Origin of the sequence: Arthrobacter globiformis NBRC 12137, assembly GCF_000238915.1 — a bacterium.
GTDB lineage: Bacteria > Actinomycetota > Actinomycetes > Actinomycetales > Micrococcaceae > Arthrobacter > Arthrobacter globiformis.
In genome coordinates this window covers 1-13,063 of the sequence record NZ_BAEG01000005.1, presented here as the reverse complement: position 1 = coordinate 13,063, position 13,063 = coordinate 1, and the positions used below count along the sequence as shown (strand labels likewise).

Here is a 13,063-nt window from a genome sequence, read left to right as displayed (position 1 = left end):
ATTCGAAGGAGCACCAAATGAGCACCGAAAACACCACCAACGATCCACGGCTGGTCAGCGCCGACGAGGCAGCCCGGCTTATCGGCGAGGGAGCCCTCCTGATCGACGTCCGGAGTGACAAGGGCAGGGCAAGCACCGGCAGCGTTCCGGGGGCTGTAGTGGTGGACCGCGAGAACGTGGCCAAGGACTTTGGGCCGGAGTCCTCCGTCCGCCTCCCCGGGGTAACCGGAACGGACCAGCAGATCGTCGTCTTCTGCGGCTCGGTCAACGGGTCGCGTCCCGTGGCGGAGAAGCTCAGGCTGCTGGGTTACTCCCGTGCCGTGCATGTCGACGGCGGGTTCCCGGCACTGCGCTCCGCCGGGGTGGCCACCACTGGCCCGGCCGCTGAAGCCGACGAGCCCGCCCAGCCGAACGTGCCGGCCTCGCCGAACGCGCCGGCCCAGCCGGCGGCCGTCTAACGGGAGTCCGCCAGAGCCTGGTCCAAGGGGCGGGCGGCCTTGCCGTTTTGGCGGCGCGCCCTCGCAGTGCGGATCCAGTCGAGGCTGCCGGCGGCGATGGCAACGGCGGTCAGCGTCGAACACAGCAGGATGCCGTTGTGGAACGCGCCGCGGTACCCGCCGTCCACTGCCATGGCCCCGCTGACGCCGGCCAGACCGGGGCCGGCGTGCAGAAACAGCCCGGCCACCGCGGCCGAACACAGCGCCGCTGAGAAGCGCTGGCTCAGCTGGTAGAAGCCGGCAGCAACCCCGGCCGTGCCCGCGGGCGCATGCGCCAGCGTCAGGGCCTGGTTCGGCGCCACCACAAGGCCCGTCGCCGCGCCCTGGACCAGGCCCACCGCGGCAACCGCGAGTGCCGCCGCGGAGTGGTCCAGGTGCTGCACGGCAAAGTCCTTCGCGACCAGGGTGGCAAGGCTGGCCGCCAAAGCAAAGACAATGCCCGCCCTGCCGAACCTCGCGACGAACCGCCAGCTGGACCCCGAGGCCAGCAGCATCCCGGCGGCCTGCGGTGCCAGGACGCCTGCCGCGGCGAGCGGGGCGAGGCCGCTTCCCGACAAGAAATAGAAAGCGGTGACCGCGGACATCGCCGCGCCCACGCCGAACTGGCACAGCGCCACCACCGTGCCCAGCAGGTAGCCCTTGGAACGGGCCAGCCCTGCACTGAGCAGGGGCGTGCGGCCCCGCCGGTGATAGAGCAGCTCCCAGCCCGCAAAACACAGGAGCACCGCTGCCCCCGCAGCCAGCCATGCCGGGGCAGACTCAGGCGAGCCGTGGACCGTGGGGAGGAGGAAGGCCACCACCACGGCACCAAGCAGCAGGGCTCCTACCCCGTCGACGGAGGCGGGACCGGCGCGGTGGTCACGCCCGGGGCGCGCCGGCAGGAAACGGAAAGCCAGCGGCACCAGGAGCACCACCAGAGGGACGTTGATGAGGAAGAGCACCCGCCATCCGGCAGTGTCCCCGGCTGCGGAAAGGACCAGGCCGCCAAGAAGGGGGCCGCACACGGCGGCGAAGCCCCCGGCCGCGGCGTAGTACCCCAGGGCCTTGGCCCGGCAGGTTCCGGAAAACAGATCCTGGAGGAGCCCCAGGACCTGCGGATTCAAGGTGCCTGCGCCGAGCCCCTGAAGCAGCCTCGCCGCGATGACCAGCGCCGGGTCGGAGGCCAGCCCGCCCATCAGGCTGAAGGCGCCAAACACCGCGATTCCCGCCATGAAGAGCGCCCGGCGGCCCAGGACGTCCCCCAGCCGTCCTGCCGGTACCAGCGCCGCTCCGAACGCCAGGGAGTAGCTGGCCAGGATCCACTGCACCTGTGCGGTGTCAGCGCCCAGTCCGGCGGTCATTGCCGGAACAGCGAGGACGAAGACTGACTGGTCAAGGAGCGTGATGAAACCGGCCCCGAGGCACAGCCACAGGCCGGCGCGTGCTGATGTGTCCGTTTCTGTTGCTGCCCGCCCCATGTCCGGACTCTAAGGTGGGCCGACGGCCGTCCCCGCATCGAGGGTCGGAGGATGAACCACGGTGAACGCCGGTGACGGAACCCGGCCAACCGCCGTCGTACTCCGACATCCACGGCAGCAAAACCGACATAACAGCTCACGGGAAGACACGCTTGGCAACAAGGCTTCAGGCCTTTTGCGGCAGGCTGCCGGGCGGCCTAACGTTCCAGCCATGCCACGAAACAACCTGTCCGCGCAGGGTTTTACGCGCACTGAAGCCGGCCTGCCGGGAGCCGCGGCCATGACGGTCCATGAGTCGGTGCTGGACGGCATCGGCAACACCCCGTTGGTCAGGCTCACCCGGCTTGCAGCGTCATTGCGGCCGCGCATCTACGCCAAGCTGGAGTTCCAGAACATCGGCGGCAGCGTTAAGGACCGCGCCGCCCTGTCCATGATCCGCGCGGCGGAGCGGGACGGCCTGCTGGGCCCGGGCGGCACCGTGGTGGAAGGAACCAGCGGCAACACGGGTGTCGGCCTGAGCCTCGTGGCGGCCCACCTCGGCTACCGCGCTGTGGTGTTCGCCCCCGCGGCCACCGCGGCCGAGAAGATCCGGCTGCTGCGCGCCTACGGCGCCGAGGTGCACCTCGTGGCCGACTTCGTTCCGCGCAGCCACCCGGACCATCTGGCCAACCGGGCCGCCCGCTTCGCCGAAGCCACACCCGGAGCCTGGCTGGCGCAGCAGTACGACAACCCGGCCAACCCCGGCGCCCATGTGGAATCGACAGGACCGGAGATCTGGCGAGATACGGACGGCACAGTGACGCACCTGGTGGCCAGCGTGGGCACCGGCGGGACCATCACCGGGACGGGCCGCTTCCTCAAACAGGCAAGCGGCGGATCAGTGCAGGTGGTGGCCGCTGACCCCGACCACTCCGCATATGGCGGCGGCGACGGGGCCGCCAAGTACGTCGAAGGGGCCGGCCACGCCGTCCACCCTGATTCAGCCGAGGACATCTGGCCCCAGGCATTCGATACCTCCCTGGTGGACCGCTACGTGCGGGTCAGCGACAAGGAATCCATCCTGTCCGCCCGGAAGGCGGCCCGCGAAGAGGGCCTGCTCATCGGCGGCACGGCCGGCACGGCGCTGGCCGCAGCCCTCCGGCTTGCCGCGGAGCTGGACGAAAGCCACACGATCGTGGTGATCATCCCCGATTCGGGGCGCAACTACCTCTCCACATATTTCGACGACGGCTGGCTGACCTCCGCGGGCTTCCTTAGGCCGGCGGCGGCGGACGGCACCGCCGGAAGCCTGCTTTCGTCCCCCGCCGCAGGCGTGCACATTCTGCCAGTCTCCTGCACGGTATCCGAGGCCCATACGGAGCTGCAGCGGCGCGGCCTGGAGGACGGCGAGCCGGCCTTCATCGCACTGGACCGCGGAACCCCATTCGGCAGTGTCCACCCGCGGGAGGTGGCGGCTGCCGTGACACTGGGTTCGCTGCAGGCCGCCCTGTCGGCAGGACCGTCCCAGGCGCAGGAACCGGCGGCACGGCACGGGGTTGCGTTCACCGCCGTCGGGACCGGTGAACTGCTGGCGGACGTACTGCCAGACGGCGTCCGGGCGGACGGCGATCTGCTGGCCCTCCTGGTCGACGGCCGCATCGCCGGCGCCGTGACCGGCGGCTGGTGACCTGCGGCCCGGGTGACCGGTGGCTAGGTGACCCGGGGTCCGCTACCCCGGGGCACCAGAAACCCGGCGGCGGACAGCGGAAAATACCCCTACGGCGGCCAGCCGTAGGGGTAGAGGGGGAATCCGGGGGCCGCGTCCCGGGAATCCAGATCTGCGGAATACGTGTCCGGTTTAGCGGGGAGTGCATCGGCCGCGCCGGTCAGCAGCGGCACTGCCGACCAAACACCGCCCGCCGCGAGGCAAACAATGAAGGCCGCGGACAGCAGGAGGACGCTCATTCCCGCCTGCCTAATGCGGCCGGAGGCGGACGCCGTCGCGGTTGCCGTACATCTGGCGGCCCTGCCCGGCGGAATCAATGACCCACACCAAGCCGGAATCGTGCGTCTTGGAATCGATGTGGCCGGTGTAGGAGTGCCCGGCGGCCAGCGTGACTTCAACCGTGGCCCCCACCTCGATGGCTGCCCAGTCCTCCGCAGGCTGCAACGCCTCGTCGCTGGTTTCCGGCTGCGCATGCCGGCGGCCGCGCCGCCGGGACGTGGCCTTGACCCGTGTCATGCGGCGCCCCGTGTCATGCGGCGCCCTCCAGGATCTTCGCCCGTGGCTGCACGGAGACGTAGTCGCCCTTGAAGAAGAGGAGGGGATCGACGTCCGAACGGGCGCTCAGCGCGCGGACCGCGGCCACCACAATGGTGTGGTCCCCGCCGTCGTACTCCTGGTGCAGCTCGCAGTCCACCCAGGCCAGGGCGCCGTCGAGGACAGGGTTGCCGAGAGGCGACGGCGAGTAGTCGACGCCGGCGAACTTGTCTGCACCGGACCGCGCGAACTGGGCCGCGAGGTGCTGGTGGCCGGCGGGGAGGATGTTGATGGTGAAGCGGCCCGCCCGGCGCAGCAGCGGCCAGGTGCTGGAGGTCCGTGCCGGGCTGAAAGTCACCAGCGCCGGTTCCAGCGAGAGGGACGCAAAGGACTGGCAGGTGAACCCGGCAGGGCCGTTCTCGGTGGCCGCGGTGATCACGGTCAGGCCCGTTGCGAAGTGGCCCAGCACGTTGCGGATCCGGCGCGGGCTGAGGTCTGAGAGTTCCGTCATGGCGTGTCCTTTCGAAGCGTGTACTCCCAATGAAGCACCTCGCTGCCCGCTTCCAAACCCCGGCTGCAACGAACTGACGCGCATGGAAACGCAGCTTCACCGGCCGAAGCGGGGCGTAACAAAAACAGTCCAAAATCAGGCCTTGGGTGACGAAGAACGTCGGGGGATGTCGCTGCTGTGGGAACCGTCCCGGCGGCGCGTTTAGCCTGTGATGCAGGCTGGCGGCCAGCCCCTCAACCTCAAAGGAGTCCACGCGTGACACTGCCAGGAACAGCAACGCAGTACCGGATCCGCGAGGCCGCGGAGTCGGAGCTCGACGCCGTCGGACGCCTGACCTATGAAGGCTTTGGGCACCATCTTCCCGGCGCCCCGGAGCCTGCGCCCGACCGCCTGGAACTGCTGCTCGACGCCGCTTCACGGGCCAGGGAGGGCGTGCTTTTGGTTGCTGAGGACGCGGCCGACGGCGGCCTGGTAGGTACCGCGAGCCTGTTGCCTTTTGGTTCATCCCTGGCCCGCCAGGCACTCGACGGCGAGATGGAGCTGCGGCTGCTGGCGGTGCTGCCGCAGGCCCGCCGCTCGGGCATCGGCTGGAGGCTGCTCGCCGAGTCGGCAAACCTCGCGCAAGCCACCGGTGCCAGCGGCCTGGTGCTCGACACCGGGGCGGACAACGAGCGGTCGCAGCAGCTCTATCGGCGCTTCGGCTTTGTCCGGCGGCCGGAACGGGAGCGGCCCCGGCCCGCTCCGAAAGTCCAGCTGGTGGTGTACACGCTGGACCTGACGGGTTATCAGGCGGCGTAAAGCCGGCCGCGGCGTAGTCAGCCGCAATGCCAAGACCGAGTTCTACATACAGGCGACATCGGGCCGGGGCTTGCCTAGGCTACCGGTACGTGGTGTGCCCGAGTGGCCAGGGAGCGGTCTGCAAAACCGTTGACGCGGGTTCGAATCCCGCCATCACGTCAGTTTCGGGCAGCTCGTTCAGGCTTGGGAGGACGAAGACACCGGGCGGAGGCAGTCGGTGAGGAATCCGGCGAGGACGCCTCCCAGGGATACGGCGAGCGCCGGCAGCAGGGTCATGGGCCCCACGGATTCCCGGATATCGACGCCAAGGAACGGCGTGACGACGACGGCCAGAACGTACACGAGGGACGCTGCCACTGCCACGGCGGTGATGGCCGTTCCCCGTGACCGGCTCTTGCCCTTCGGGAACTGCTTGGCATACTCCTGGGCGGCTCCGAACTCGTCCTTTGCCGGCGTCCCGGTGGCCGCTTCATGGGCCCGCACTTCCGCCATTATTTCGGCGATCTCGCACTCCGGGATGCCGCGGATCCGAAGGTTGAAGGCAAGGTCGCGCTCGTACGTCATGGGTTGTCCTGTCTGCTGGTTCGAAGCCTGCTGAGTGCGTCATCCATCTGCTGCCAGGCCTCCGCCGCGCGCGTCAGCTCCGCGCGGCCTTCTTCGGTGATGGTGAATTGTTTGCGGCCGGGCCCAGCTGCGTCGTGCTGCCACACATGGCTGACCAGCCCCTGCTCCTCCAGCCGCCGCAGGAGCGGGTACAAAGTCCCGCCCTGGGTCCGCGGGAACCCTCCGGAGCGGAGGACTTCGATCATGGCATAGCCGTGCATCTCCCCGTTCGCCAAGAGCCCTAGCACCGCATGCGGGAGAGCAGCCCGGGTCAGCTCCTGCAGCCAGTCGATTCCGCTCACTCATAGATAGTGTCACTACCTAGATTGAATGACAATCCTCAGCAGCCTACCGGCGAGCAGGATTTGTAGTCAGATTCTGATTCGCGGTAAAAAACTGCGGAAATAACCGCAAATAGTGGAATATGGTGTCATGCCGAAAATCCGCATCTCCGAAGCAGCGCGGTTTCTGGGCGTCAGCGACGATACCGTCCGGCGCTGGACCGAGAACGGGACCCTGACCCCGGTGAAGGACGCCTCGGGCCGGCTGGCCGTTGAGGGGCTTGAACTCGCGCACCTCGCCCGCGACCAGGCGCAGCTGCCCGAGGACCCCACCCGCGTGGGCAGCTCTGCCCGCAACCGGTTCGTTGGCCTCGTCACCGGCATCACTGCGGACAAGGTCATGGCACAGGTAGAGCTACAGTGCGGCCCGTTCCGCGTCGTTTCCCTGATGAGCAGCGAAGCCGTTCGCGAACTCGGCCTGGAACTCGGGTCCGTGGCCACCGCCGTGGTCAAGGCCACCACGGTCATCATCGAAACACCCCAGGGAAAGAGCATCATATGAGCATCAGCCGCGAGCGCATCAGCGCCCTGCTGGCCGCCGGCTTCCTTGCCGCCGGGCTGTCCGGCTGCGCCACTTCCACTACCGCGAACGGCAATACCCCTAACGGGGCAGCCCGGCGTGGCAGTTCGACGGCGGCCGGCACCGTGACCGTGTTTGCCGCCGCGTCGCTGAAGGCGACCTTCACCAAGATCGCCTCCGAATTCGAAGCCGCGAACCCGGGCACCAAGGTGACGCTCAACTTCGCCGGGTCCTCTGACCTGGCCACCCAGATCAGCCAGGGGGCCCCGGCGGACGTATTCGCCGCCGCCGACACCAAGAACATGGCCAAGCTCTCCGACGCAAATCTCATAGACGGAACGGCGCGCAACTTCGCCACCAACGTCCTGGAGATCGCGGTTCCACCAGCCAACCCGGCGTCGATCAGGTCCTTCGCCGACCTGGCGAAGCCGGGCCTCAAGGTGGTTGTCTGCGCGCCGCAGGTGCCCTGCGGCTCCGCCACCGAGAAGGTGGAACAGGCCACCGGAACCACCCTGAAACCCGTCAGTGAGGAATCCTCCGTCACAGATGTCCTGGGTAAGGTCACCTCCGGGGAAGCCGACGCCGGCCTGGTCTACGTCACCGACGTCAGAAACGCAGGCGGGAAGGTCAAAGGCATCACGTTCAGCGAGTCGGACCAGGCTGTGAATACCTACCCGATCGCCACCGTGGGCAGCAGCAGGAACAAGGAACTGGCCAAGGCCTTCATCGCCATGGTCACGGGCAGCGAAGGCAGGAAGGTCCTCAGTGACGCCGGTTTCGGCACCCCGTAGCACGGCCTGGACGGCCCGCACAATAAACAGGCGGGACACCGGCTACACCGGCGTCCCGCCGTGGGTATTCGTCCTCGCGGGAGCAGGAGCCCTGTTTGTCCTGCTGCCTCTTGCCGCCATGGTGGCCAAGGTGAACTGGGGACAGTTCGTCCCGCTCATCACCTCGGAATCCTCCCTCACCGCACTGGGCCTGAGCCTGCGGACCTCGGCCGCCAGCACCTTGCTGTGCATCGCACTTGGCGTGCCGCTGGCCCTCGTCCTGGCCCGTGCCAGCTTCCCGGGCCAGCGGCTGCTGCGGGCGTTCGTGCTGCTCCCCCTGGTCCTGCCGCCTGTTGTCGGCGGCATCGCCCTGCTCTACACGTTCGGCCGGCAGGGACTGCTCGGGCGGAGCCTGGACTTCGCAGGAATCCAGATCGCCTTCTCCACCACCGCCGTCGTTCTCGCGCAGACATTCGTGGCGCTGCCGTTCCTGGTGGTCAGCCTGGAGGGCGCCCTGCGCACCGCCGGCACCAAATACGAGGCGGTCGCGGCAACCCTGGGCGCGCGCCCCACCACGGTACTGCGCCGCGTCAGCATCCCGCTGGTGCTGCCGGGGCTGGCTTCCGGTGCCGTGCTGTCCTTCGCGCGCTGCCTTGGGGAGTTCGGCGCCACCCTGACGTTCGCCGGCAGCCTGCAGGGGGTCACGCGCACCCTGCCGCTGGAAATCTACCTGCAGCGCGAAACCGACGCCGACGCCGCCGTCGCGCTCTCACTGGTGCTGGTGGCGGTGGCCGTTGCCGTCGTCGGACTTTCCTACCGGCGCCCACGGGCGCTGGCGGCGGAGCCGGCACCAACAGCATGACCTTCACACTCAACGCCGCGCTGCACGCGCGCAACTTCGACGTTTCCCTCAGCCTCGGACCGGCCGAAACCGTCGCGGTGCTGGGGCCCAACGGAGCCGGCAAGTCGACTCTGCTGGGTATCATCGCCGGGCTCATCCGTCCGGACAGCGGGCATGCAGTTCTCGGAGACAAAACGCTGTTCAACCTCGACGCCGGGAACAGTCACTGTCTGCCGCCGCACACCCGGGGAACAGCGCTGCTCGCCCAGGAACCGCTGCTGTTTCCGCACATGAACGTGCTGGAGAACGTCGCCTTCGGACCGCGGGCGGCCGGCGCGAACCGGGCCAGTGCGCTGCAGACGGCGCGGCACTGGCTGGCCGAGGTGGAAGCGTCGGAGTTCGCTGACCGGCGGCCCGGCCAGCTCTCCGGCGGACAGGCCCAGCGCGTCGCCGTCGCCCGTGCCCTGGCCACGGACCCCGAGCTGCTGCTCCTCGACGAACCCATGGCCGCCCTCGACATCCACGCCGCCCCCATGCTGCGCAGGCTCCTCAAACGCGTCCTCGCCAGCCGCCGGGCCATCATCATCACCCATGACGTCCTGGACGCCCTCATGCTCGCGGACCGGGCCATCGTCGTCGAAGGAGGGCGGATCACCGAGGCCGGACCCACCCGCGGCGTCCTGGAGAAACCTCGCAGCAAGTTCGCCGCCGGTTTGGCGGGCATGAACCTCCTTCCCGGCATTATCACCGGCCGTGGGCTCACGTCCGACGGCGGACTGGACATCACCGCGCACCCCGAGGACGGTGCCGTCCCCGGCCAGGACGGCGTCGCCGTCTTTTCGCCGACGGCGGTCTCGGTCTTCCTGAGCGCAGAACACGGCAGCCCGCGGAACTCGTTCGCCGTCACCGTCACGGACCTGGAACCCCACGGCGACCAGATCCGCGTCCACGCCGGCGGGCTGTCCGCGGACATCACCCCGGCAGCCTCGGCAGACCTCGGACTCACCCCCGGGATGACCGTCTACTTCGTCATCAAAGCCACGGCCATCGCCGTCTACCCTGCGTAGGCACGCAAAGTGTAGGGACGTACGACGGCGGGACCACCCGCCGTCGTCGTCTCCCCTCTAGTTCTTGACCACGTCCAGCTCGACGACGGCCCAGGACAGGGCCGGCAGGCTCAGGCGCAGCTCGGAGCCGCTTGCCTTCGCCCCTTCGAGCGGTTTCAGGCCCACGCGGTCCGGGCTGCCCTGGGCATTGATCGTGAAGCGGTCCCCGCCCTCCGGGATTTCCAGGACCTCGGCGCGGAGCACCTGCCGGGCGTCGAAGCCACGCAGGGCCACCTCGACATCGGCCGCCTCCTCCAGGCCGCGGTTCGCGAAGAACAGCGCCACCCGGCCGGTTTCCTCGTTCCACGTCGCACTGACGTCGACGAGGTCGGTGTCGCCGAAGCGGGCATTCCCGTACTTGTCGGAGTCGACGGACAGGCGCAGGATCTGGCCCTTCGCCAGTTCGGCCATCCGGGCGAACGGGTGGAAGATTGTCTGGCGCCAGGCCGGTCCGTTTTCCTCGCTGAAGATCGGGGCGATCACGTTGACCAGCTGCGCCTGGTTGGCGATCTTGACCCGGTCGCCGTGCCGGAGCAGCGAGTTGAGCAGGGTGCCGACGACGACGGCGTCCGTCACGTTGTACTTGTCCTCGATGACGCGGGGGTGCTCGCGCCAGCCGGCCTTGGAGACGTTGTGCGGCTGGTCCTCGGTGTCGAGGCCGCGCTGGTACCAGACGTTCCACTCGTCGAAGGACAGGTTGATGTGCTTCTTGTGCTTGCCCTTCGCGCGGACGGCGTCGGCCGTGGCGATCACCGATTCGATGAAGTAGTCGGTATCGACGGCGCTGGCAAGGAAGCTGCCGACGTCGCCGTCGTGCTCCTGGTAGTAGGCGTGCAGCGAGACGTAATCCACCTCCTCGTAGGCGTGGGTCAGCACGGTCTGCTCCCAGGCGCCGAACGTGGGCATTCCGGAGTTGGAGCTGCCGCAGGCCACCAGTTCGATGTCCGGGTCCACGAACCGCATGGCCTTCGCGGCTTCCTGCGCCAGCCGGCCGTATTCCTCGGCAGTCTTGTGGCCGATCTGCCAGGGTCCGTCCATCTCGTTGCCGAGGCACCACAGCTTGATGTTGAACGGGTCCTTGTGGCCGTTCTTGGCGCGCAGGTCGGACAGGTAGGTGCCGCCCGGGTGGTTGGCGTACTCCACGATTTCGCGGGCCGCGTCCACTCCCCTGGTGCCCAGGTTGATGGCCTCCATGATTTCGGTGCCCGCCTGCCGGGACCAGTCCACGAACTCATGCAAGCCGAAGGCGTTCGTCTCCAAGGTGTGCCAGGCGCCGTCGAGCCGGCGGGGGCGGTTTTCCCGGGGACCGATGCCGTCCTCCCAGTTGTAGCCGGAGACGAAGTTGCCGCCGGGGTAGCGGATGACGGTGGCACCGAGCTCCTTGACGAGCTTGAGCACATCCTGGCGGAAGCCGTTCTCGTCGGCCTCGGGGTGACCGGGCTCGTAGATCCCGGTGTAGACGCAGCGGCCCATGTGCTCAACGAAAGAGCCGAAGAGGCGGCGGGGTACTTCCCCGATGGTGAAGTCGCGGTCGAGGGTGATCCTTGCGCGGGACATGTGGGGTATCTCCTTGGTCGTGGTTCAGGTTCTTGACAGTCAGTGCAAAGCGAAGGCGCCCGGCTCAGGTGCCGGCGAGTCCCGTCGTCGCAACGCCCTTGATGATCTGGCGCTGGAAGAACAGGAAGACGAGGATGAGCGGCAGGGCCGCGAGCAGCGCGGAGGCCATGTTCTGCGCGTACTGGATGCCGTAGGCGCTCTTGATGGTCTGCAGCCCCACGGGCAGGGTCAGGATGGAGCCGTCGTTCGTGGAGATGAAGGGCCAGAGGAAGTTGTTCCAGGCGCTGATGAACACGAAGATCGCGACGGCGGCAAGGATGGGGCGTGAGAGCGGCAGGATGATCTGAGTGAAGATCCGCATCCGGCTGGCGCCGTCCATCACCGCGGCCTCCTCGAGTTCACGCGGGATCTGGTCGAAGAACTTTTTGAGCACGAACACCATTGCCGGGTGGATGACCTGCGGCAGGATGATGGCCCACGACGTGTCAATCATGTGCAGTGCCACCATCTGGTAGAAGAGCGGGATGATCAGTACCGGCGGCGGAATGATGATGGAGGCGATGATCACCGTCATCAGCACTTTCTTGCCGCGGAAGTCGATGCGGGACAGGGCGTAGGCCACCAGCGCGGAAATGGCCAGCGTGATCACGGTGATGGCCGCGGAGGTGTAGAGCGAGTTCCAGGTCCACAGCGGGATGTTGCCGTCCTGGAACACCTTGACGAACGCGTCGGCGGTAAAGCCCGACGGCGGAATCCAGCTTACTTTCGGTGCCGCGGCGTCCGTCTCGCTCTTGAAGGCGGTGGCGGTTGCCCAGGCGAAGGGAATCAGCCAGAGGACGGCGAGGATCGCGGCGACCGCGAGGACTGCGGTTCTGCCCGCCGTCATCTTCGTCCGCGGCTGGCGGAGCCGCGGAGCGGACGCGCTGCGGGCGGCGGGGCGGGTGAGGGTCTGGGTTGCCATGGTTATGCACTCCTGCGGCGAGTGATGAAGAACTGCATGACCGAGACGGCCACGATCAGCCCGAAGAAGATGTAGGAGATGGCTGCGGAGTAGCCCAGCCGGTAGCCGGTGAACCCGGTTTCGAAGATGTACTGCACCACCGGCCGGGTGGAACCGGCGGGTCCGCCGGCCGTCATCTGGTACACCTGATCGAAGATTTTCAGCGAGGCCAGGATCTGCAGGAGCACGATCATCACGGTGGTGGGGGTGAGCTGCGGCAGGGTGATGGAGAAGAACTGCCGCCACGCTCCGGCGCCGTCCAGCGATGCCGCCTCGTAGTGCTGGGCGGGAATGTTCTGCATGGCGGCCAGGTACAGCAGGAAGTTGAAGCCCACGGTCCACCAGAGGGTGGCGATGACGATGGCCCACATGGCCACGTTCGGGTCGTTCAGCCAGGCCACCTTGGGCAGCCCGACTTTCGCCAGCGAATCGTTGATGAGGCCCAGCTGGGGGTTGTACATCCAGGAGAAGAAGAGGGAGACGACGGTGGACGCAAGCAGGTACGGGGCGAAGTAGGAGAGCCGCCACAGCCACTGCGCCGGCAGCCCGACGTTGACCAGTGCGGCCATGACGAGGGCAACGAGCACCAGGGGAACCGTGCTGATCACCGTGAAATAGAGCGTGTTGCCGAGGGAATGCCACATGTCGGCGTCGGCCAGCGCTTCGGCGTAGTTGGCCAGGCCGATCAGGCTGTCGTTGGCGCCGGTGAGGGACTTGCCGGTGAGGCTCATGTACAGGCCGTACAACAGCGGCCAGACGAGGAACACCAGGAAGAACGCCAGGAACGGGGCGGCAAAGCCCCAGCCGTTGAGGTTGTCCCTGG

At 67.9% G+C, this 13,063-nt stretch carries 16 protein-coding genes and 1 tRNA gene; 8 read left to right on the top strand and 9 right to left on the bottom strand.

Annotated elements, in window-relative coordinates; genetic code table 11:
* Window positions 1-17: 17 nt before the first annotated feature.
* Window positions 18-458, top strand: coding sequence for a rhodanese-like domain-containing protein (locus ARGLB_RS00135; RefSeq protein WP_003797497.1), 441 nt, complete (start codon window positions 18-20; stop codon window positions 456-458).
* On the opposite strand, the gene ARGLB_RS00130 is transcribed toward ARGLB_RS00135, so the two are convergent.
* Entirely contained in the window at window positions 455-1,954 is a 1,500-nt protein-coding gene (locus ARGLB_RS00130; RefSeq protein ID WP_083839566.1) for an MFS transporter, read from the bottom strand. The two genes, ARGLB_RS00135 and ARGLB_RS00130, sit on opposite strands and share 4 nt — an antisense overlap.
* A gap of 211 nt (window positions 1,955-2,165) precedes the next feature.
* On the opposite strand from ARGLB_RS00130, the gene ARGLB_RS00125 reads away from it, so the two are divergent.
* Complete coding sequence (locus ARGLB_RS00125; RefSeq protein ID WP_003797493.1) at window positions 2,166-3,620, top strand: PLP-dependent cysteine synthase family protein; 1,455 nt, start codon at window positions 2,166-2,168, stop codon at window positions 3,618-3,620.
* Between the two features lie 89 nt (window positions 3,621-3,709).
* Here ARGLB_RS00125 and ARGLB_RS00120 read toward each other — a convergent pair whose 3' ends face one another.
* From ARGLB_RS00120 to ARGLB_RS00110, 3 genes are read right to left on the bottom strand one after another with little or no spacing between them, the layout of a single operon-like run.
* Window positions 3,710-3,898: a hypothetical protein gene (locus tag ARGLB_RS00120; RefSeq protein WP_003797491.1), complete on the bottom strand. Its 189-nt coding sequence runs from the start codon at window positions 3,896-3,898 to the stop codon at window positions 3,710-3,712.
* Between the two features lie 10 nt (window positions 3,899-3,908).
* The gene (locus ARGLB_RS00115) at window positions 3,909-4,175 is read right to left on the bottom strand and encodes a hypothetical protein (RefSeq protein ID WP_003797489.1); all 267 of its coding nucleotides are present in this window, start codon (window positions 4,173-4,175) and stop codon (window positions 3,909-3,911) included.
* 13 nt (window positions 4,176-4,188) lie between these two features.
* Window positions 4,189-4,704: a flavin reductase family protein gene (locus ARGLB_RS00110; RefSeq protein WP_003797487.1), complete on the bottom strand. Its 516-nt coding sequence runs from the start codon at window positions 4,702-4,704 to the stop codon at window positions 4,189-4,191.
* A gap of 255 nt (window positions 4,705-4,959) precedes the next feature.
* On the opposite strand from ARGLB_RS00110, the gene ARGLB_RS00105 reads away from it, so the two are divergent.
* Window positions 4,960-5,502 (top strand): GNAT family N-acetyltransferase, encoded by a 543-nt coding sequence (locus ARGLB_RS00105; protein WP_003797485.1) that lies wholly within the window; start codon window positions 4,960-4,962, stop codon window positions 5,500-5,502.
* 88 nt (window positions 5,503-5,590) lie between these two features.
* A tRNA-Cys gene (locus ARGLB_RS00100) sits at window positions 5,591-5,661 on the top strand.
* A gap of 18 nt (window positions 5,662-5,679) precedes the next feature.
* Here ARGLB_RS00100 and ARGLB_RS00095 read toward each other — a convergent pair.
* Window positions 5,680-6,066 (bottom strand): hypothetical protein, encoded by a 387-nt coding sequence (locus ARGLB_RS00095; RefSeq protein WP_003797484.1) that lies wholly within the window; start codon window positions 6,064-6,066, stop codon window positions 5,680-5,682.
* Window positions 6,063-6,407 (bottom strand): PadR family transcriptional regulator, encoded by a 345-nt coding sequence (locus ARGLB_RS00090; RefSeq protein WP_003797481.1) that lies wholly within the window; start codon window positions 6,405-6,407, stop codon window positions 6,063-6,065. The genes ARGLB_RS00095 and ARGLB_RS00090 overlap by 4 nt, the downstream gene beginning before the upstream one ends.
* Before the next feature lie 130 nt (window positions 6,408-6,537).
* Here ARGLB_RS00090 and ARGLB_RS00085 point away from each other — a divergent pair, with 130 nt between their 5' ends.
* Genes ARGLB_RS00085 through ARGLB_RS00070 form a run of 4 tightly spaced genes read left to right on the top strand, consistent with a single transcriptional unit; the run spans window position 6,538 to window position 9,644 of the window.
* A complete protein-coding gene (locus tag ARGLB_RS00085; RefSeq protein WP_043417530.1) occupies window positions 6,538-6,948 on the top strand; it encodes a TOBE domain-containing protein in 411 nt (136 codons plus the stop codon).
* Window positions 6,945-7,757 carry a molybdate ABC transporter substrate-binding protein gene (modA, locus tag ARGLB_RS00080; protein WP_003797478.1) on the top strand — a complete coding sequence of 271 codons (813 nt, stop codon included), beginning with the start codon at window positions 6,945-6,947 and terminating at the stop codon, window positions 7,755-7,757. The genes ARGLB_RS00085 and modA overlap by 4 nt, the downstream gene beginning before the upstream one ends.
* 22 nt (window positions 7,758-7,779) lie before the next feature.
* On the top strand, window positions 7,780-8,598 hold the full coding sequence (locus tag ARGLB_RS00075; protein WP_043417536.1) for an ABC transporter permease: 819 nt from the start codon (window positions 7,780-7,782) through the stop codon (window positions 8,596-8,598).
* A complete protein-coding gene (locus tag ARGLB_RS00070) occupies window positions 8,595-9,644 on the top strand; it encodes a sulfate/molybdate ABC transporter ATP-binding protein (RefSeq protein WP_003797474.1) in 1,050 nt (349 codons plus the stop codon). Before ARGLB_RS00075 ends, ARGLB_RS00070 begins: the two co-directional genes overlap by 4 nt.
* A 57-nt stretch (window positions 9,645-9,701) precedes the next feature.
* On the opposite strand, the gene arfA is transcribed toward ARGLB_RS00070, so the two are convergent.
* The 3 genes from arfA to ARGLB_RS00055 all read right to left on the bottom strand — a co-directional run.
* A complete protein-coding gene (arfA, locus tag ARGLB_RS00065) occupies window positions 9,702-11,240 on the bottom strand; it encodes an arabinosylfuranosidase ArfA (protein WP_003797472.1) in 1,539 nt (512 codons plus the stop codon).
* Between the two features lie 64 nt (window positions 11,241-11,304).
* Complete coding sequence (locus ARGLB_RS00060) at window positions 11,305-12,201, bottom strand: carbohydrate ABC transporter permease (RefSeq protein WP_003797470.1); 897 nt, start codon at window positions 12,199-12,201, stop codon at window positions 11,305-11,307.
* 2 nt (window positions 12,202-12,203) lie between these two features.
* Window positions 12,204-13,063, bottom strand: an 860-nt coding sequence (locus ARGLB_RS00055) for a carbohydrate ABC transporter permease (protein WP_003797468.1), incomplete at its 5' end; no start/stop codon positions are given.

Bases quoted from the DNA above. Each gene is read 5' to 3' on its own strand.
- ARGLB_RS00125 (WP_003797493.1), top strand. From the start codon at position 2,166: ATGCCACGAAACAACCTGTCCGCGCAGGGTTTTACGCGCACTGAAGCC.
- ARGLB_RS00120 (WP_003797491.1), bottom strand. From the start codon at position 3,898: ATGAGCGTCCTCCTGCTGTCCGCGGCCTTCATTGTTTGCCTCGCGGCG.
- ARGLB_RS00060 (WP_003797470.1), bottom strand. From the start codon at position 12,201: ATGGCAACCCAGACCCTCACCCGCCCCGCCGCCCGCAGCGCGTCCGCT.
- ARGLB_RS00110 (WP_003797487.1), bottom strand. From the start codon at position 4,704: ATGACGGAACTCTCAGACCTCAGCCCGCGCCGGATCCGCAACGTGCTG.
- ARGLB_RS00135 (WP_003797497.1), top strand. From the start codon at position 18: ATGAGCACCGAAAACACCACCAACGATCCACGGCTGGTCAGCGCCGAC.
- ARGLB_RS00085 (WP_043417530.1), top strand. From the start codon at position 6,538: ATGCCGAAAATCCGCATCTCCGAAGCAGCGCGGTTTCTGGGCGTCAGC.
- ARGLB_RS00130 (WP_083839566.1), bottom strand. From the start codon at position 1,954: ATGGGGCGGGCAGCAACAGAAACGGACACATCAGCACGCGCCGGCCTG.
- ARGLB_RS00095 (WP_003797484.1), bottom strand. From the start codon at position 6,066: ATGACGTACGAGCGCGACCTTGCCTTCAACCTTCGGATCCGCGGCATC.
- arfA (WP_003797472.1), bottom strand. From the start codon at position 11,240: ATGTCCCGCGCAAGGATCACCCTCGACCGCGACTTCACCATCGGGGAA.
- ARGLB_RS00070 (WP_003797474.1), top strand. From the start codon at position 8,595: ATGACCTTCACACTCAACGCCGCGCTGCACGCGCGCAACTTCGACGTT.
- modA (WP_003797478.1), top strand. From the start codon at position 6,945: ATGAGCATCAGCCGCGAGCGCATCAGCGCCCTGCTGGCCGCCGGCTTC.
- ARGLB_RS00115 (WP_003797489.1), bottom strand. From the start codon at position 4,175: ATGACACGGGTCAAGGCCACGTCCCGGCGGCGCGGCCGCCGGCATGCG.